Source organism: Paraburkholderia sp. BL6669N2, assembly GCF_003387275.1.
Taxonomy (GTDB): domain Bacteria; phylum Pseudomonadota; class Gammaproteobacteria; order Burkholderiales; family Burkholderiaceae; genus Paraburkholderia.
Genome location: NZ_QUNA01000001.1, coordinates 51,861 through 70,473 on the forward strand (window position 1 = coordinate 51,861; position 18,613 = coordinate 70,473).

Annotated in this window: 11 protein-coding genes and 1 pseudogene; 8 read left to right on the forward strand and 4 right to left on the reverse strand. The window is 63.6% G+C overall.

What is annotated here, in order from left to right; genetic code table 11:
* Positions 1-75: 75 nt before the first annotated feature.
* Complete coding sequence (locus B0G80_RS00245; protein WP_106285009.1) at positions 76-1,053, reverse strand: chemotaxis protein; 978 nt, start codon at positions 1,051-1,053, stop codon at positions 76-78.
* Between the two features lie 412 nt (positions 1,054-1,465).
* Here B0G80_RS00245 and B0G80_RS00250 point away from each other — a divergent pair, with 412 nt between their 5' ends.
* The 3 genes from B0G80_RS00250 to B0G80_RS00260 all read left to right on the forward strand — a co-directional run bounded on the left by B0G80_RS00250 (position 1,466) and on the right by B0G80_RS00260 (position 5,064).
* Positions 1,466-2,035 (forward strand): DUF4142 domain-containing protein, encoded by a 570-nt coding sequence (locus B0G80_RS00250; RefSeq protein WP_116116467.1) that lies wholly within the window; start codon positions 1,466-1,468, stop codon positions 2,033-2,035.
* A gap of 169 nt (positions 2,036-2,204) precedes the next feature.
* Complete coding sequence (locus B0G80_RS00255; RefSeq protein ID WP_116116469.1) at positions 2,205-3,929, forward strand: tetratricopeptide repeat protein; 1,725 nt, start codon at positions 2,205-2,207, stop codon at positions 3,927-3,929.
* A gap of 109 nt (positions 3,930-4,038) precedes the next feature.
* On the forward strand, positions 4,039-5,064 hold the full coding sequence (locus tag B0G80_RS00260) for an aldo/keto reductase (protein WP_116116471.1): 1,026 nt from the start codon (positions 4,039-4,041) through the stop codon (positions 5,062-5,064).
* 258 nt (positions 5,065-5,322) lie between these two features.
* On the opposite strand, the gene B0G80_RS00270 is transcribed toward B0G80_RS00260, so the two are convergent.
* Positions 5,323-6,060 carry an SDR family oxidoreductase gene (locus tag B0G80_RS00270; RefSeq protein WP_408967948.1) on the reverse strand — a complete coding sequence of 246 codons (738 nt, stop codon included), beginning with the start codon at positions 6,058-6,060 and terminating at the stop codon, positions 5,323-5,325.
* Between the two features lie 167 nt (positions 6,061-6,227).
* On the opposite strand from B0G80_RS00270, the gene B0G80_RS00275 reads away from it, so the two are divergent.
* Positions 6,228-7,139 carry a LysR family transcriptional regulator gene (locus tag B0G80_RS00275; protein WP_116116475.1) on the forward strand — a complete coding sequence of 304 codons (912 nt, stop codon included), beginning with the start codon at positions 6,228-6,230 and terminating at the stop codon, positions 7,137-7,139.
* On the opposite strand, the gene B0G80_RS00280 is transcribed toward B0G80_RS00275, so the two are convergent.
* On the reverse strand, positions 7,052-8,119 hold the full coding sequence (locus B0G80_RS00280) for a glutathione S-transferase family protein (protein ID WP_258878784.1): 1,068 nt from the start codon (positions 8,117-8,119) through the stop codon (positions 7,052-7,054). The two genes, B0G80_RS00275 and B0G80_RS00280, sit on opposite strands and share 88 nt — an antisense overlap.
* Positions 8,120-8,348: 229 nt before the next feature.
* Between B0G80_RS00280 and B0G80_RS00285 the strand changes: the two genes are divergently transcribed.
* Both B0G80_RS00285 and B0G80_RS00290 read left to right on the forward strand, forming a co-directional pair.
* Positions 8,349-9,272, forward strand: a complete 924-nt coding sequence (locus B0G80_RS00285) for a LysR family transcriptional regulator (protein WP_116116477.1) — start codon at positions 8,349-8,351, stop codon at positions 9,270-9,272.
* 126 nt (positions 9,273-9,398) lie between these two features.
* Positions 9,399-9,716, forward strand: a complete 318-nt coding sequence (locus B0G80_RS00290) for a single-stranded DNA-binding protein (protein ID WP_106285001.1) — start codon at positions 9,399-9,401, stop codon at positions 9,714-9,716.
* On the opposite strand, the pseudogene B0G80_RS00295 reads toward B0G80_RS00290, so the two are convergent.
* Positions 9,686-10,019 (reverse strand): annotated as a pseudogene (locus tag B0G80_RS00295) (LysR substrate-binding domain-containing protein); the annotation flags it as partial. The gene B0G80_RS00290 and the pseudogene B0G80_RS00295 overlap by 31 nt on opposite strands.
* 111 nt (positions 10,020-10,130) lie before the next feature.
* Between B0G80_RS00295 and B0G80_RS00300 the strand changes: the two are divergent.
* Together B0G80_RS00300 and uvrA are read left to right on the forward strand one after the other, a co-directional pair.
* Entirely contained in the window at positions 10,131-11,687 is a 1,557-nt protein-coding gene (locus B0G80_RS00300) for an amino acid racemase (RefSeq protein WP_116116479.1), read from the forward strand.
* A gap of 263 nt (positions 11,688-11,950) precedes the next feature.
* Positions 11,951-17,884 (forward strand): excinuclease ABC subunit UvrA, encoded by a 5,934-nt coding sequence (uvrA, locus tag B0G80_RS00305; protein ID WP_116116480.1) that lies wholly within the window; start codon positions 11,951-11,953, stop codon positions 17,882-17,884.
* Positions 17,885-18,613 lie beyond the last annotated feature (729 nt).

Below are 18,613 nucleotides of genomic sequence, written 5' to 3' on the forward strand. Positions count from 1 at the left end.
AGGGGCAACGCCAATAGACCACAAAGAACTCAAGGAAAGGCCAACAAACTTAGGAAAACAGACAAAAAACCCCACTCAAGCAGCAACCCCACACCCCACAACCCCAACCGCATTCCGAATAGCATTCGCCAACTCCGCCGCAGCAAACTTCGCCACATACCCATTAGCCCCAGCATTCTTCACATGCGCCTCATTCGCAGCACCAGTAAGAGAAGAATGAATAATGACTGGAATATCCCTCATCCGCTCATCAGCCTTGATCTGCCGCGTGAGCATAAACCCATCCATCTCAGGCATCTCAAGATCCGTCAAAACAAGCGCAATGCTATCCTTGACACGAGTCCCGTTAGCCTGCGCCTCACGCGCAACCTGCTGCAAGGTATTCCAAGCCTCTTCTCCAGTCTTGGTCATCACATAATCCGCGCCAATAGCACTCAAAGCCTGCTCAATAAGCTTCCGGGCAAACCCGGAATCATCCGCGGCAAGAATCTTCGCCCCACGCGGAATCCCCAACGCATCACCAACCGAAGTCGGATCCACACTAGGATGCTGTGACGGAAACACATCCCGCAAAACCTGCTCCACATCGATCACTTGCGCCAATCGCGAATCCCCGGTATTCCCATCGATCCGCGCAATGCTGGTAACCAGATTGCCCCCAGCCGCACCTTCGGCGGACAACACCTGATTCCACTCCAGCCGCACGATGTCGTCGACCTCTTCAACCGCAAACGCCTGGGTCGACCGCGCAAACTCCGTCACCAGCAGAATATTCAGCCCGCGCGTCGGCTCACACCCCATCAGCCGCGGCAAGTCGATTACGGGAATGATCTGGCCGCGAATATCCACCGCGCCCATCACGAACGGCGACGAGCCGGCGATCGGCGTAACCGTGGGCATCGTCGAGATTTCCCGCACCTTGAAGACGTTGATGCCATAAAGCTCGTGCGCGTCGCTACCGGGCACCGAGCCCAGGCGGTACAGCAACAACTCGAACTTGTTGGAACTCGTCAGATTGCTGCGTTCATCGTTCGCGCGGTTTTCTACTGCCATCGAATCTCTCCAGGATTGCGGTGCGTGTGATGCGCCATCCAACCGTGTCCTTCGATCCTGGCGCGCGCCCTACCTTTCTGTTATCGGCGCGGCGGACGGAAAGTTCAGCGATTCCGCACGGTTTTCCTTACATCCTCTGGTTAACACGCAACCGATATCGAGGACGCGAGGCGGCACGAACACGTTGGCCGCAATACAGGCCTGTCAAGGCATTGATATGAAGGTTACCTGCCGTTACAGAAGCGACAGCGTCGTATCACATGCCGCGCGGCGTGCCTCATAGAATTCACAGCGATTAAAGCGTGGCGCCGTCAGCGGCCCGCAAGCCGACTGCAAGGAAAGCACGTAGTCGGCCCGACGCCTGAGGCGCACACGCATCGCCGTCGTTTCGCTTCCACCCCAAGGAGAACGTATGATCCGCTTGCCTCTCGCCACTATCACCAGCGCCTGCATGGCTGGACTGCTCGTCGTCGCCGGCGCGGCCAACGCTCAAACAACGCCGGCGGCACCGGCAACGGCCGCGGCAGACGCCGGCCGTCTGCATGCCGCCGACCAGACGTTCATCGCGGACGGAACCAAGGCCGTCGCGACGCAACGCGACGCCGCGCGCATCGCGACCTCGCGCTCTACCGACCGCGACGTCAAGGCCTTCGCGGAGCGCGTCTCCACTGACAACGCGAAAATCTCCGACGCACTGCGCGCGGCGAGCCCACGCGGCGTCGACGTGCCGAAGAACGATCCCGACGCAGCCGTGCTCGCGAGCATCAACAATCTGCGTGGCGCCGATTTCGACAAGGCGTATATCGAACAGGTCGCGCTCGCCGGCGAACAGAAAGCGCTGTCGGCATTCCAGGCGGAAATCGCGTCGGGCCGCGACGAGCAGTTGAAGGATGCGGCGAAGAAGGCATTGCCGACGATCCAGGAGCACTACGCCATGGCGCAGGATCTCGCCAAGCGTAAGCACCTGCCGACCGCGCAGTAAGCGGTTGAACGCGCGTCACGTTGCGGCGTGACGCGCGGCCGTCCGGATGCGTGGTTTTCGGCGATAATCGGCTTCGCTCTTTCGAGTCCGCTGCGCGCCTGGTCTTGCGCGGCGCCCGCAACCCGAAAGCTCTCACGATTTTCACGCGCATTCGATCGAAGCTCTCCGCATGAGCAAGCCCGCCAATCTGCCGCAACAGCTGGACCATATGCTTCGGCAAGCCGTCGCGCTTCAGCAGAACGGCGCATTCGCCGAGGCCGAAGAACTCTATCGTGAGATTCTCGAACTCAAGCCACGTCATTTCGACGCGCTGCAATTGCTCGGCGCGTTGGCGCTGCAAGCGGGCCGCTTGCAAGAGGGTGTCGAGTTGCTCAGAAAAGCGCTTGCCATCAATGCGAAACAGGCGCCGCTTCATTCGAATCTCGCCTATGCGTTGAACGCCTTGCAGCGTTTCGACGAAGCCCTCGCGAGCGCCGATCGCGCACTGGCTTTACAGCCGCAATTCCCCGACGCCCTGAATAACCGCGGCAACGCGCAAGCCGGTCTGAATCGTCCGCTCGATGCGCTCGGCAGTTTCGATCGCGCGATTGCACTGACGCCGGATTTCGCGCAGGCCTGGAACAATCGCGCGTGCGTGCTGCGCGATCTCGGCCGTCCCGCCGATGCGCTCGCAAGCTGCGATCACGCGCTCGCGCTGCAACCGAATTATCCCGACGCGTGGAGTAATCGCGGCAATGCCTTCAGCGACCTGAATCAGCCGAAGGAAGCGGAACGCTGCTACCGTCGGGCGCTGGAATTGTCGCCGGTATTCGCCGATGCCTGGAACAACCTCGGCCTCACGCAGATCGATCTTAACCAGCACGCGCTCGCGCTCGTGAGTTACGAACGCGCCCTGGCCGTGAATCCGGATGCTGCGGAAACGCATTGGAACGAAGCACTGTGCCTGCTGCAAATGGGACAGTTCGAAGCCGGCTGGCAAAAATATGAATGGCGCTGGGAGCGCAGCCGCATCAAGGCGAGCCGGCGCAGTTTTGCGCAGCCGCTGTGGCTCGGCGATTTTTCGATCGACGGCAAGACGATTCTGTTGCATGCGGAGCAGGGTCTCGGCGACACGCTGCAGTTCAGCCGCTATGCCGCGCAGGTGTCGAAACTCGGCGCGAAGGTCGTGCTCGAAGTGCCGCGCGAGTTGATGCGTCTCATGGCCACGCTCGACGGCGTGGACCAGTTGGTCGAAGCCGGCCAAACTCTGCCGTCGTTCGATTGTCACTGCCCGCTGCTGAGTTTGCCGCTCGCATTCAGGACCGGCCTCGACAGCATTCCATCGGCAACGCCCTATCTTTTCGCTGACGCCGAAGCGGCTCGCCAATGGCGCGACCGCCTTCACGCGCAAGCAGACACGCGCCTCAAAGTCGGACTCGTGTGGGCCGGCGGAAACCGTCCGCATGTCGCGGAACTGCGCAAGAACGACGCGCGCCGTTCGATCGCTTTCGCGCAACTCGCGCCGCTTCTCGACGTGCCGAACGTGCAGTTCTTCAGCCTGCAAAAAGGGCCGGCGGCGCGGCAACTCGACAGCGCCTCGCGGGGCGAACATGTGATCGACTACACGGAAGAACTCGATGACTTCGCGGACACCGCGGCATTGGTGGCGAACCTCGATCTGGTGATTTCCGTGGACACGTCCACCGCGCATCTGGCTGGCGCGCTCGACAAACCGGTCTGGATTCTGAACCGCTTCGACACCTGCTGGCGGTGGATGCTGGAGCGTACCGATACGCCGTGGTATCCGCGTGCCCGCCTGTTCAGACAGCCGGCGCTCGGCGATTGGGACAGTGTGATACAGGCCGCGCGTGATGCGCTGAACGCATGGGCAGCAGGCGCGGCGCATTCACGATAAAGACCCCGTTCGCACCCGCCACGATTCCCGCGCGCTGGCCGACGCGATTGCTCTGACGCGCGTAGACTGAACGTCCGTTTATCGACGGCTAAGCCATGGGGAGTCATCAATGGAATACAGACATCTGGGTGCGTCCGGTTTCAAGGTGCCGGTACTGAGTTTCGGCACGGGCACGTTCGGCGGCAAGGGCGAGTTCTTCCAGGCGTGGGGCGCGACCGACGTCGCCGAAGCGCGGCGTCTGCTCGACATCTGCTTCGATGCGGGCGTCACCATGTTCGACACCGCGGACATCTATTCGACCGGCGCGTCCGAGTCGGTGCTCGGCGAGGCGCTCAAGGGCAAGCGCGACAAGGCGATCATCTCGACCAAGGCGACCTTCCGTTTCGACGACGGCCCGAACAGCGTCGGCTCGTCGCGTTTCCATCTGATCCGGGCCGTCGACTCGGCGCTCAAGCGCCTGCAGACTGATTACATCGATCTGTTCCAGTTGCACGGCTTCGACGCCAGAACGCCGATCGCCGAAGTCATGTCCACATTCGACGATCTGGTGCGCGCGGGCAAGATCCGCTACACCGGCGTGTCGAATTTTTCCGGCTGGCATCTGATGAAATCACAGGACGTGGCGGATCGCTACGGCTATCCGCGCTATGTCGCGAATCAGACCTACTATTCGCTGGTCGGCCGCGATTACGAGTGGGAGCTGATGCCGCTCGGCATCGATCAGGGCGTGGGCGCGGTGGTGTGGAGTCCGCTCGGCTGGGGGCGCCTCACCGGCAAGATCAAGCGTGGCCAGCCGCTGCCCGATTCGAGCCGCCTGCATAAAACCGCCGGCATGGGACCGCCGGTGCCGGACGAATATCTGTTCCGCGTGCTCGATGCAATCGATGAGATCGCGGCGGAAACCGGCAAGACCGTGCCGCAGATCGCGCTGAACTGGCTGCTGCAGCGGCCGACGGTGTCGACCGTGCTGATCGGCGCGCGCAATGAGGAACAGTTGCGGCAGAACCTCGGCGCGGTGGGTTGGAATCTGACGCCCGAGCAGATGGCGAAGCTCGACGAGGCGAGCGCCGTGCGTCCCGCTTATCCGTACTGGCATCAGGAAGGATTCGTTGAGCGCAATCCGAAGGCGGTGTAAGCGGGCCTTCGCCCGAAGGCAGGCTGGCTGAACATGCCGAGTTCGAGCGGATGCAACTGGATGCCCTGCGCTTTCGCGAACTCGCGCATCGTCGCGTAGACGATATGTCCGGCTTCGGCGAGAGACTATGCGCCGAGTTTGCCGATACCCGTAGCGGCGCCCGTCACGAAGGTGATCTGCTTCTGCATTTTTTTCTCCGATCGATGAGAGCGGGGCGGCTCGCCGGAGCCCGCCCAGAGAAAAGACGGATCGAGCGCGTCAGGCAATGCCGCCGTTGGCGCGCAGAATCTGGCCGTTGACCCAGCCCGCGTCCGGGCCGGCGAGGAACGCCACCACCGACGCGATGTCGTCCGGCTGGCCGAGGCGTTGCAGCGGCGGCATCTTCGCGAAGGTCTGAATCTGTTCTTCGGTCTTGCCGTCGAGAAACAGCGACGTCGCGATCGGACCCGGCGCCACGGCATTGACGGTGATGCCGCGGCCGCGCAGCTCCTTGGCGAACACATGCGTGAATGCCTCGACGGCTGCCTTCGTCGCGTTGTAGATCGCATAGCCCGGCATGTTGAGCGCCAGCGTGGTGCTCGAAAAATTGACGATGCGGCCGCCGTCGTTCAGGCGCGCCGCAGCTTCGCGCAAGGTGTTGAAGGTGCCGCGCACGTTGATGTCGAAAGTCTGGTCGAAGAGCGCGTCGCTGGTGTCGGCGAGCGGCGCGGTCTTGAGCACGCCCGCGTTGTTGACCAGCACATCCACCTTGCCGAGCTGCTGTTCAGTGAGTTCGAACAGGCGGCGCACCTCGTCGGCGTTCGATACGTCGGCCTTCACCGCGATGGCTTTGGCGCCCGCCGCCGTGAGTTCGGCGACGAGCTGATCGGCTTCGGCCGAACTGGATGCGTAATTGACCGCAACGGCGAAACCGTCCTTGGCCAGACGTTGAGCAACCGCTGCGCCGATGCCGCGCGATGCGCCGGTGACGATTGCGACCCGAGCGTTGTTGAGCATGTTCACGATTCGCTTCCTTGAGTCCGATGAGTGGGTGAGATAAATCATGGACGTTTTCGTCGCCTGGATAATCAGGTTAAACTGGGCATCGCCATTCCATTTGCTTTAACAATAAGCGCGTCGGCCGCCCGACCGGCGCCACACGCAGGCAACGACAGGCACCCACCATGGACCGTTTCGAGGAAATGCGGGTTTTCATCCGGATCGCCGAGCGGCAAAGCTTCACGCGCGCCTCGGACGATCTGCAGATTCCGCGCGCCACCGTTACCAACCTGATGAAGCGCATGGAGCAGCGGCTCGGCGCGCGGCTGCTCGAACGCACCACGCGCACGGTGCGTCTTACGCACGACGGCGAGGCGTACTACCGCCGCTGCGTGCGTCTGATCGCCGACATGGAGGAGGCCGAGGGCTCATTTTCGAACCTCGCGCCGAAGGGTTTGTTGCGGGTGAATTTGCAGGGCACGCTGGCGCGGCATTTCGTGGTGCCCGCGCTGCCGGCGTTTCTCGCGCGCTTTCCGGGCATCGAACTGAGCATCGGCGAAGACGACCGGCTCGTCGATCTGGTGCGGGAAGGCGTGGACTGCGTGTTGCGCGCGGGCAATCTGCAGGATTCGTCGATGGTGGGGCGCCGCGTCGCGCAACTGGCGCAAGTGACGGTCGCGAGTCCGGCGTATCTCGCCGCGTTTGGCGAGCCGGCCGAGCCGTCGGCGCTGTCCACGCATCGGGCGGTCAACTACGTGTCGAGTGCGACCGGCAAGGCCGTGCCGCTCGAATTCAGCGTGGCGGGCCGCGAGGTGGCGATGGTCCTGCCGTCGACGGTATCGGTGAGCGGCACCGAGCTCTACACCGGCTCTGCGCTCGCCGGGCTCGGCATCGTGCAGGTGCCGCAATACCGGGTGGCGGCCGAACTGGCGGCGGGGCGGCTGAAAATCATCCTTGCGGACTTTCCGCCGCCGCCCATGCCGGTGTCCGTGCTGTATCCGCAGAACCGTCAGTTGTCGTCGCGGGTGAGGGTGTTCGCGCAGTGGCTGCGCGATATTTTCGAAGCGGCTGCGGCGACGTCGGGCGGCGCGCTGTGAAGGCGCTCGCTTAGGCGGCCGTGCGGCGCGGAGAAATCCTGAACCGGGCCGAGCGGCACGATGCCGGTCGGGTTGATGCCGCGATGGCTCTCGTAATAATGCTGTTTGATATGCGCGAAATCGACCGTCTGCGCAATTTCGGGCAACTGGTAGATGTCGCGCGTGTAGGCGGACAGATTCGGGTAATCGGCGATGCGGCGCAGATTGCACTTGAAGTGGCCGACATACACGGCGTCGAAGCGGATCAGTGTCGTGAACAGCCGGATATCGGCTTCGGTGAGCTGCGCGCCAGTCAGATAGCGCTGTGTCGCGAGTTGCGCTTCGAGCCAGTCGAGCGTTTCGAACAGCGGTGTAACGGCTTCTTCGTAGGCTTGCTGCGTGGTGGAAAAGCCGGCCTTGTAGACGCCATTGTTCAGCGTGTCGTAAACGCGCGCATTGATCGCGTCGATTTGCGGACGCAACGGCGCCGGATAAAAATCGCCGGGCTTCGCGCCGATGCCGTCGAACGCCGAATTCAGCATGCGAATGATTTCCGACGATTCGTTGCTGACGATCGTGGCCCGCTGCTTGTCCCACAGGATCGGCACCGTGACGCGGCCGCTGTAGTGAGGATCGGCGGCGGTATAGACCTGGTGGAGCAACTTTGCGTGATTGACGCTGTCGGGCACGACGCCGGGGCCGTCCGCGAAGGTCCAGCCGTTCTCCAGCATCAGCCAGTGCACGACCGAGACATCGATCATTGCTTCGAGGCCCTTGAGCGCCCGCACGATCAAGGTCCGATGCGCCCACGGGCAGGCGAGGCTCACGTACAGGTGGTAGCGTCCCGCTTGCGCTTCGAAGCCGCCGCTGCCGCTCGGACCCGGCGAGCCGTCGGCGGTGACCCAGTTGCGGAAGGCCGCGTCCTTGCGCACGAAACGGCCTCCGGTCGAGTGGGTGTCGTACCAGCGGTCCTGCCATTTCCCGTCCACTAAAAGTCCCATGTCGCTGCTCCTTGTGCGTGCGCGTCGGCGTGCTACGGCCGTGCGCAATGAATGTTCCAGACGCGGCACCGGCGGCGTTTGCAGTGACTCGTCGGCGGCTCGTGCGGCTCTTCCGAAAGCTTACGCGAACTGTGCTCGCCGCCGACGTTGCCGTCATATCACCATAGTGGACTGGCATCGGCGCTTTGCCGTACCATCGTTTCGTCGAACTCGTTCGAAGGAATGGAACATGTTGTCGGAAGACGAACTGGCTTTGCTCGACGCGATTCGCGAGACCGGCAGCCTGTCGCGCGCGGCGGCGCGCCTCGGCAAGGCGCCGTCCACGGTCTCGCACGCCGCCCGGCAACTGGAGACGCGCTTCGACGCGCTGCTGTTCGACCGGCGCCGCTACCGCTTGCAACTCACGCCCGCCGGCCAGCTTCTCGCGGATGAAGCCGCGCGTCTGATGCTCGACATGTCGCGCATGACGCAGCGCGTGAAGCAGATCGCGAGCGGCTGGGAAGACCGTCTCTGGATCGTCACGGACGAGATCATCGAATTCGAACTGCTGATGCCGGTGGTGCGCGCATTCGATGCGCTGAACTCCGGCGTCAAGCTGCGCTTTACGCACGAAGTCTTGAGCGGCACCTGGGAGGCGCTGCGCGACGGCCGCGCGGATCTGATCGTGGGCGCGACCAACGAGCCGCCGGCGATTCCCGGCCTGCGCTGGTTCGAACTCGGCGTGATGGAATGGGTGTTCGCGGTGTCGCCGCGCCATCCGTTAGCGGCCGTCGAGGGACCGCTCGGCCGCGAACGAATCCTCGAACATCGCGCGGTGGTGGTGGCGGATTCATCGCGTGCGACGGCGGGGCGTGCTTACGGTGTGATCGGCGGACAGGCGTCGCTCGCCGTGCCGTCGATGCGCGCAAAAATCCTGGCGCAGCGCGACGGCCTGGGCGTGGGCTGGTTACCGCGTCAGCGCGTCGCGTCGCTATTGAAGCAGGGCGAACTGATCGAAAAGGCCACGGCCGATCCGCGCGAGCCGAACGTGCTGTACGTTGCGTGGCGCGGCGATCATGAAGGGCGCGCGTTGCAGTGGTGGCTCGAACAGTTGCGCCAACCGCGGCTGGCGAAGCGCCTCGTGCGCGGTGTCGATATGACGATCGGCGCGTGACGCCCACGCCGTTGGTTCGCGCCTGAGCGGCGTTTTTGTGCAGCCTCAGCCGCGTCTCGTGGGATCATACGCGCCGTGCTGGGCGATTCTGCTTTCCGCACGGTACGCAACAAGAGGAGCAGGGCGATGATCGATGGACTGGTGGGCGGGCGGTTGTACGGCGAGGCGCAGATTCGCACGGGGCAGAACGGCAGGCGTTTCGTGACCTGCAAGGTGCGCGCGGCCACCAACGACGGCGACACGATTTTCGTCAACGTAATCGCCTTCGACGACGACGTGCAAACCGCGCTGCTCGCGTTGAGCGACGCGGACAGCGTCGCGCTGAGCGGCACCTTGACGCCGAAGGTCTGGACCGACAAGAACGGGCTCGTCAAACCGGCCGTGGACATGGTCGCCCACAAGCTGCTGACGGCTTACGAAGGCCGCCGCGAAGCGGACGAATGAGTGCGGCCCGGCGGCTTGCCGCCGGCGTCCCTGAGATGCTCGACGAAGCGGTCCGCCACAGGTTCCGCGTCGCCGCTCCTGCGCAACAGCAGCACTTGCGACATCAGCGTCTTGCTCATTAGCGGCAAGAAGCAGACGCGCGGATCCTGCATCTGACGCAACGTGTACGGCACCAGCGCCACGCCCATGCCGAAGCCGACCATCGACGGTCAGCCATAAGCGCGCCTCGTAGCGAATCAACGGACTGAAGCCCGCTCCTGCGCACTGCGCGATGATCAGATCGTGAACACAAGGTAATTCGTCGGTCGTGGTTAACCCCACGTCATAGTCGGCCCACATAATGTCATCCTCAACCGCGCAGAAGCCGCCTACCATCAAGGCGGGCGGCAAAAAAAAACGTCGGGGGAAGTCATCATGAATCGCTATCGTGCGCTGGGCGTAGTGACGGGCGCGGCGCAGCTCGCCAGCGCCGATGTTCTGTGCCGCTTGACCGCTGCCTGGGACCGGCCAGGCGCGGCGCGGCCCTACGATCTGATTCTCGAGCAGCGGTCCTGGCAAGGGCCGGCCTCGCAGAGCGAGGCGAACGCGCAGTTCAAGATTCACGTGTTCGACACCATGCGCGCGTTTGAAAAGCGCGGCGTCGAGGCAATCGTGCTGCCGTGTTTCCTGAGCCATACCTTCATCGAAGAACTCTCGGCGAACGTCGCCGTGCCGGTCGCCAACATCATGACGGCGCTGTCGGCGCACGTGCGCCAAGCGTTTCCGTCGGTGCGGCGGATCGGCGTGCTGACTTCGGACGCCATCCGCAATAACGGTCTTTTCGAGCGTTATTTCGACGCCACGCGGTTCGACGTGCTGCATCCGCGCGACGAAGCGGGCGTCGATTGCGTGACGAGCGCCGTCTATAGCGATGAAGGCATCCGCAACGGCCGTCTCCATGGACGCCCGGTCGAGTTGCTGCGCGCGGCGTGCGCGGACCTCATCGCACAGGGCGCGGAAATCATTCTGCCGGGCCTTGCTGAAATCGCGCTGGTCGCGCGCTCGCTCGGCCGGGTCGACGTGTCGCTCGTCGACACCAATCTGGTCTACGCGCGCTACGTCGCGGCAGCTCACTTTTCGCAGCACGAGCGGCGCTTCAAGGTGGGCGTGCTGGGCGGCGTCGGGCCTGCGGCGACGGTCGACTTTCTGGGCAAGCTGGTGCGCAATACGCCCGCCGCGTGCGATCAGGACCACATCAAGATCATGGTCGAGCAGAATCCGCAGATTCCGGATCGCACCGCCGCGCTGCTCGGTAACGGCGACGATCCGACGCTCGCACTGTATGCCGCCTGCAAGACGCTCGAGGAGGGCGGCGCGGATCTCATCGCGATTCCGTGCAATACGGCGCATGCGTTCGTCGAGCGGATCCAGCCGTCGCTCAGCATTCCGATCGTCAATATGCTGACCTGTACCGTGGATTATCTGCACGAAAACTTTCCGGGGCTGCGTGAAATCGGCGTGCTCGCCACTTCAGGGACACTAGCGAGCGGCGTCTATGAAAGGTCGCTTGAAGCGCGGGGGCTCGTGCAGGTTGCGCCCGGCGAGGCGGCGCAGGCGCGGCTGATGAATGCCGTCTATGGGCCGAAAGGCGCGAAGGCGGGCTTCACGTCGGGCGAGTGTTGCGACGATCTCGCCGCTGCCGTCGACGATCTGGTTGCGCAAGGCGTGCAGGTGATCGTGCTGGGCTGTACCGAGTTGCCGCTGTTGCTGCGCGATGCGACGCTGGCGCGCGCGGGTGGCCTGGTCGTCAGGCTGGTCGATCCGACCGAGGTGCTCGCCAGACGGTGCGTGGCGTATGCGCTGGGGGAAAGCGGTGCGCTGGATGCGACGCCGGCAGCTACGATGCTGTCAGTGGGCCGATCAGCGCGGAAAGCGTTTGCCGTCAACCGCGACGCGCCCGTCGCGACCTCTCGCAGGCTCGCAAAAGCCTAGCGCGACAGCGGCTCTCACTCCCGCCGCTTCGAGCGGCTCTAAATCCTTCTCGTTCCGATCGGCACAACGCTTGCTGCCGTGCTCAGCGGCGCGCGTTTTTCGCCGCCGGCCACCGCCTGACGCGCCTCCCAGGCACCGCCCTGCCGCGTCGTGGAAAACTGTATAAATATACAGTATAGTATCCCGTTGCGAGCAGGGCTTCGGCGTGCATCTCCGCCGGCCAGCCGCACCGAACTTGCGCGGTCGCGAGGCGTCCGTGAGAGGTGGTCCACTCATTCAGACGGTCGGAAAAATTGGCATCTAACGGCAAACACGGCACAAACGGCACTATCAGGATTCGCGGCGCACGCCAGCACAACCTCAAAAACGTCGACCTCGACGTACGAACCGGCGAAATGACGGTCGTCACCGGCCCGTCCGGTTCCGGCAAGTCGAGCCTCGTGTTCGACACGCTGTATGCGGAAGGGCAGCGGCGCTACGTCGAAACATTCAGCGCTTACGCCCGGCAGTTTCTCGACCGTATGGACCGGCCGCAAGTCGACCGTGTCGACGGCGTGCCGCCGGCCATCGCGATCGACCAGACCAATCCGGTGCGCAGTTCGCGTTCCACCGTCGGCACCATGACGGAGCTCAACGATCACCTGAAGCTGCTCTACGCGCGCGCCGCCGAACTGTTCGACCGCAAGACGGCTCATCAGGTGCGTCACGACACACCGGAAACGATCTACGCGGAGTTGCTCGAACGCACGGCGGAGAACGAACCGAGACTGGTGGTCACGTTCCCGGTCGAGTTGCCGGAATCCGCGTCGGAGCAGGAAGTCGAGCAATGGCTCTCGGCCAGCGGCTATACGCGCGTCCAGGCGCAGCGCGAAGTCGATTCGCCTACCGGCAAGCGCAAGCTGCTCGACGTGGTGGCCGACCGCTTCCGGCTTCGTTCGGTGGACAAGCAGCGGGTGGTGGAGGCAATCGAGGCCTCGCTCAAGCGCGGCGGCGGGCGCGTCAATATTTATGTGCTGCCGGCCTCGTCGGAAGGGCCGGAAAGTCAGGAAGCCGAACCGAAAATCTGGCGTTTCTCCACCGGCTTGCACAGTCCGGAAAGCGATCTGCGCTACGCCGACCCGCAGCCCGCGCTGTTCTCGTTCAACTCGGCGTACGGCGCGTGTGAAGTCTGCCGCGGCTTCGGGCGCGTGATCGGCGTCGACCTCGGGCTGGTGATTCCGGACGCGCGCAAGACGCTGCGCGACGGCGCGATCAAGCCCATGCAAACGCCCGCGTGGAAGGAGTGCCAGGACGATCTGATGCGCTACGCGGCGAAAGCCGATATCCGTCGCGGCACGCCGTGGGGCGAGTTGACGGACGCCGAGCGCGACTGGGTCATCAACGGCTCGCCGGACTGGAACGGCAAGTGGCAAAGCCACTGGTACGGCGTCAAACGCTTTTTCGAGTATCTCGAATCGAAAGCGTACAAGATGCATATTCGCGTGCTGCTGTCCAAGTACCGCAGCTATACGCCGTGCGAAACCTGCGGCGGCGCGCGCCTGAAAACGGAATCGCTGTTGTGGCGCCTCGGCAGCAAGGCGAACGCGGACGAGGTGCTGCCGCCCGGCAAGCGTTTCCTGCCGCGCGGCGTCGACTGGACGCGCGGGCAACTCGAAGCGTTGCCCGGTCTGACCGTGCACGATCTGATGCTGATGCCGATCGAGCGCATCCGGCGCTTCTTCGACGAAATCAGCTTGCCGAGCGCCTTGCTCGACGACGCACTCAAACTGCTGCTCGCCGAAGTGCGCACGCGCCTGAAATATCTGTGCGACGTGGGCCTCGGTTATCTGACGCTCGACCGGCAAAGCCGCACCTTGTCGGGCGGCGAGGTGCAGCGGATCAACCTGACCACGGCGCTCGGCACCTCGCTCACCAAGACGCTCTTCGTGCTCGACGAACCGAGTATCGGCTTGCATCCGCGCGATCTGAACCGCATCGTCGAAGCCATGCACCGGTTGCGCGATGCGGGCAATACGCTGGTGGTGGTCGAGCACGATCCCTCCGTAATGCTCGCGGCGGATCGTTTGATCGACATGGGTCCGGGGCCGGGCGAGCGCGGCGGCTCGATCATTTACGACGGCGTGCCCGAGGCGATCCGTTCGTCAGGCACGCTCACCGGCGAGTACCTCGGCGGCCGTCGGCATGTGGCCGACGCGGCGCACTGGTCGCAGCGGCCGGTGGATGCCACCACGCCGCGCATCGTGCTCGAAGGCGCGACCGAACACAATCTGCGCGATGTCACGGTGGAGATTCCATTGGAGCGGCTCGTCTGCGTGACGGGCGTGTCGGGTTCCGGTAAATCCACGCTGCTGCAAGACGTGCTGTATCCGGCCATGGCGCGGCACTTCGGACTCGCCACGGAATCGCCCGGCGCGTTCAGAAGCCTGAGCGGCGCCGATCAGGTCACCGACGTCGTGTTCGTCGACCAGTCGCCGATCGGCAAGACGGCGCGCTCGAATCCGGCGAGTTACGTCGGCGCGTTCGACGAAATCCGCAAACTGTTCGCCAAGGCGCCGCTCGCACAGCAGCGCGGCTACGGCCCTGGCATGTTCAGTTTCAATTCGGGCGAAGGCCGTTGCCCCACCTGCGGCGGCTCAGGTTTCGAACATATCGAAATGCAGTTTTTGAGCGACGTGTACCTGCGCTGCCCCGATTGCGACGGGCGGCGTTACCGCGCTGAACTGCTCGAAGTGAAGATCGAACGTGGCGAACCGGCGCGCGCGCTGAGTATTGCTGACGTGCTGGAATTGACGGTGAGCGAAGCCACCACGTACTTCGCTAAAGATGCCGAAGTATTGCGCGTACTGCAGCCGATCGTCGATGTGGGCCTCGAATATGTGAAGCTCGGCCAACCGGTGCCCACGCTGTCGGGCGGCGAAGCGCAGCGGCTCAAGCTCGCCGGTTTTCTCGCGGAATCGGCGCAGGCGCGGACCGCGCGCAGTGCGAAGCAAGCGGTGGCGAAGCGTCTGTTCATGTTCGACGAACCGACCACGGGCCTCCATTTCGACGACATTGCCAAGCTGATGCAGGCGTTCGGCAAGCTGCTCGCAAGCGGCCATTCGCTGATCGTGATCGAACACAATCTCGACGTGATCCGCGCGGCCGACTGGCTGATCGACCTCGGTCCCGAAGGCGGCGACGGCGGCGGGCGCGTGCTGTGCGCCGGCACGCCGGAAGACGTCAAAACATGTCCGGAGTCGCATACCGGCGAAGCGCTGCTGCAATACGACCGCGCCATGGGCGCGGCGGCCGAACCGGCGTCGCAAGGCATTCCGCTGCAAAAAGCGCTGAGCGCCGCGCGCGCACGCCGGGCGATCGAAGGCGAGGACGTGGTGCGCATCGTCAACGCGCGCGAGCACAATCTGAAATCGCTGGACGTGGACATTCCGCACGGCAAATTCAACGTGATTACCGGCGTGTCCGGCTCGGGCAAGTCCACGCTCGCCTTCGACATTCTGTTCCACGAAGGGCAGCGCCGTTACCTCGAATCGCTGAACGCCTACGCGCGTTCCATCGTGCAGCCGGCGGGACGTCCCGAGGTCGACGCCGTGTACGGCATTCCGCCGACCGTCGCGATCGAACAGCGGCTCTCGCGCGGCGGCCGCAAGAGTACCGTGGCGACCACGTCCGAGGTGTGGCACTTCCTGCGTCTGCTGTATGTGAAGCTCGGTCTGCAGCATTGCATTCACGACGGCACGCCGGTCACGTCGCAGAGCGTCGAATCGATCGCGGCGCAGTTGCTGCGCGATCACAAGGGGCAGCATGTCGGTTTCCTTGCGCCGTTGGTCGTGAATCGCAAGGGCGTCTACACGGATCTGGCGAAGTGGGCGAAAGCGCGCGGCAATACTCATCTGCGTGTGGACGGCGAATTCGTGCCGGTGGACCCGTGGCCGAAGCTCGACCGTTTCCGCGAGCATACGATCGAGTTGCCGGTGGCCGACCTCGTCGTGTCGCCGGACAACGAAACCGAACTGCGTCGGGCGCTCGACCAGACGTTGGAAGTCGGCAAGGGCGTGATGCATCTGCTGGCGCCGTTGGACGGTTTGCACGACGCGATCAGCGGTGGCCGCGCCACGGCGAAACTCGGCGCGGTGAAGGTGTTGTCCACCAAGCGCGCGTGTCCGACGTGCGGCACGAGTTATCCGGAACTCGATCCGCGCATGTTCTCGTACAACAGCAAGCATGGCTGGTGTACGACCTGCGTCGGCACGGGCCTGGCCCTCACGCGCGAACAACGCGCGGTGTACGACGATACGATCGTCGTCGACGACAATCGTGGCCGCGAACAAAGCCTGCCGTCGGAAGAGCAGGAGCCCGAAGGGCTTGTCGACGAACCGTGTCCGGATTGCGCCGGTACGCGTTTGAATCCCACCGCGCGTGCGGTCACGTTCGGCGCGCAGGCGATTGTCGATGTCGCGCAATGGACCGTGTCCGACACGCGCGCCTGGATCGACACGCTGGAGATGACCGGTCGCGATGCGGAAATCGCACGTGACGTGGTGAGCGAAATCGGCAGCCGTCTGCAGTTTCTCGAAGAAGTGGGCCTCGGCTATCTGAGTCTCGATCGTGCGGCGCCGAGCCTGTCGGGTGGCGAAGCGCAGCGCATCCGGCTTGCCGCGCAACTCGGCAGCAACCTGCAAGGCGTCTGCTATGTGCTTGACGAACCGACCATCGGTCTGCATCCGCGTGACAACCAGATTCTGCTGAACGCGTTGCGCAAGCTCGGTGACAAGGGCAATACGCTGGTGGTCGTCGAGCACGACGAGGACACGATCCGCCGTGCCGATCACATTATCGACATCGGGCCGGGCGCCGGCAAACGCGGCGGCACGCTGGTCGCGCAGGGCAGTGTGGCGGATCTGTCGGCGCAGCCCGATTCGCTGACCGGACAGTTTCTTGCACAGCCCATCGTGCACCCGCTGCAGCCGCGTCGCGAAGTGGTCGCGCCGGGCAAGCGCACGGCCGCGGTGCCGGAGAACTGGCTGACCGTGCATGGTGGCAAGCTGCATAACCTGCGCAACGTTACGGTCGGCATTCCGCTCTCGCGGCTAGTGGCGGTCACGGGCGTCAGCGGTTCCGGCAAGTCGACGCTTGCAGGCGACGTGCTGATGACCAATCTGCTGGACGCCGTCGGACGTTCGGTGTTGTCATCGCCGGCCACGCGGCGCGCGCGTGCGGCGGCCGAGGAAAAGCCCGCGGCGAACCGGCGCTCCAGCGTGCTGGCGCGCACGGCGCCGCGCGCGCCCTTGAACGTGACGCATGCGTGGCAGGGCTGCGATTCGATCACCGGCTGGGAAACCATCGACCGTGTGCTCGAGGTCGATCAAACACCGATCGGCAAGACGCCGCGTTCGTGTCCGGCCACCTACATCGGCGTGTGGGATGCGATCCGCAAGCTGTTCGCCGGCACGCTCGAGGCGCGTGCGCGTGGCTACACGGCCTCGCGTTTCTCGTTCAATACCGGCGAAGGCCGTTGCCCGGCTTGCGAGGGGCAGGGCGTGCGCACCATCGGCATGAGCTTCCTGCCCGACGTGAAAGTGCCTTGCGATGTGTGTCACGGGCAGCGCTTCAATCCGGAGACGCTCGCGGTCACGTGGCGCGGCAAGAATATCGGCGACGTACTGACCATGGAGATCGACGAAGCCGTCGAATTCTTTGCGCCCATCACGAACATTGCTCATCCATTGCAATTGATGAAAGACGTCGGGCTCGGCTATCTCACGCTGGGCCAACCGTCACCCACGTTGTCCGGCGGCGAGGCGCAACGGATCAAGCTCGTCACCGAATTGAGCAAGGTGCGCGACGACATCACGCGGCGCGGGCAGAAGCCGCCGCATACCTTGTATGTGCTGGACGAACCGACCGTGGGCCTGCATATGGCCGACGTCGCCAAGCTGATTCGCGTGCTGCATCGTCTCGCGGACGGCGGCCATAGCGTTGTCGTTATCGAGCACGATCTGGATGTGATCGCCGAGGCGGACTGGATCATCGACCTCGGTCCGGAAGGCGGCGTAGGCGGCGGCTCGATCGTCGCTGCTACGGATCCCGAAGGCTTGTCGCGCATTGCGGCGAGTCACACGGGCGCCGCGTTGCGGCCGGTTCTCGCGCGATCGCGCGACAACAACACTGTCACGGCGGGAGAGGGCACGAACGGCTAATGCAGCGGAGCGGCGCGATTGAGGGCGCGCCGCTTCTGCCTGCTCGTTTATTTGTTTGTCGAACCCGCGGGAGTTTGCCGACGCGTGATTCATGTCACTCCGGCGAGGCCATTCGGTCCGCGCGGAATTGCTCTGCTTGTGACGTTCACGCCGCACCGACATCGCTTGTCCCCGCCATCCTTCGCTTTGTCGGCGTAATGTAATTTATTGGAATTGTTTTGTAATTCAATTCAGCGTGCAATTGGGATGCGTATAAAGAGTGTCGTAAATACCGCTAAAAATATTTTTAAAGGCTTCTTTCCTTCTGCTATCGTCTCGCCGTCGGCGGCGGTCATACCCCCCGCGCCCGATTACCACGACAACGTCATGCCCGCCATCCACGCAAGTCACGCTGCGAGGGCGTCTGAACGCCTGCCCAGTGGGACCTCAGCATTCCGGTTTAGGCGTTCGTCCGGTAGTTTTTCGTGCATCGATGCACGCCGGAAGTGCAGTAAATTCCCAATTGTCGGGCAGAAACATCCGAATGCTTATCTGCTCCACCAACGCTTATTCTTTTAAAGCGGCGCGAATTTGGCATGAGTTAGAGTTACCGCTCTAAACTAAGTATGTCGCCATCAAAAAAAGTTTGACCGTACATTTTTTGTCCTGCTATTGTTGCCTCCCATGAAACGCGTGTGACGTTTGCGCAAAAAGTTCCAGGCGCGACGAGTTATAGAGATCAGGTTCTCT

Coding starts and splice junctions, on each gene's coding strand:
- B0G80_RS00245 (WP_106285009.1), bottom strand. CDS start 1,053: ATGGCAGTAGAAAACCGCGCGAACGATGAACGCAGCAATCTGACGAGT.
- B0G80_RS00250 (WP_116116467.1), top strand. CDS start 1,466: ATGATCCGCTTGCCTCTCGCCACTATCACCAGCGCCTGCATGGCTGGA.
- B0G80_RS00255 (WP_116116469.1), top strand. CDS start 2,205: ATGAGCAAGCCCGCCAATCTGCCGCAACAGCTGGACCATATGCTTCGG.
- B0G80_RS00260 (WP_116116471.1), top strand. CDS start 4,039: ATGGAATACAGACATCTGGGTGCGTCCGGTTTCAAGGTGCCGGTACTG.
- B0G80_RS00270 (WP_408967948.1), bottom strand. CDS start 6,060: ATGCTCAACAACGCTCGGGTCGCAATCGTCACCGGCGCATCGCGCGGC.
- B0G80_RS00275 (WP_116116475.1), top strand. CDS start 6,228: ATGGACCGTTTCGAGGAAATGCGGGTTTTCATCCGGATCGCCGAGCGG.
- B0G80_RS00280 (WP_258878784.1), bottom strand. CDS start 8,119: ATGGGACTTTTAGTGGACGGGAAATGGCAGGACCGCTGGTACGACACC.
- B0G80_RS00285 (WP_116116477.1), top strand. CDS start 8,349: ATGTTGTCGGAAGACGAACTGGCTTTGCTCGACGCGATTCGCGAGACC.
- B0G80_RS00290 (WP_106285001.1), top strand. CDS start 9,399: ATGATCGATGGACTGGTGGGCGGGCGGTTGTACGGCGAGGCGCAGATT.
- B0G80_RS00300 (WP_116116479.1), top strand. CDS start 10,131: ATGAATCGCTATCGTGCGCTGGGCGTAGTGACGGGCGCGGCGCAGCTC.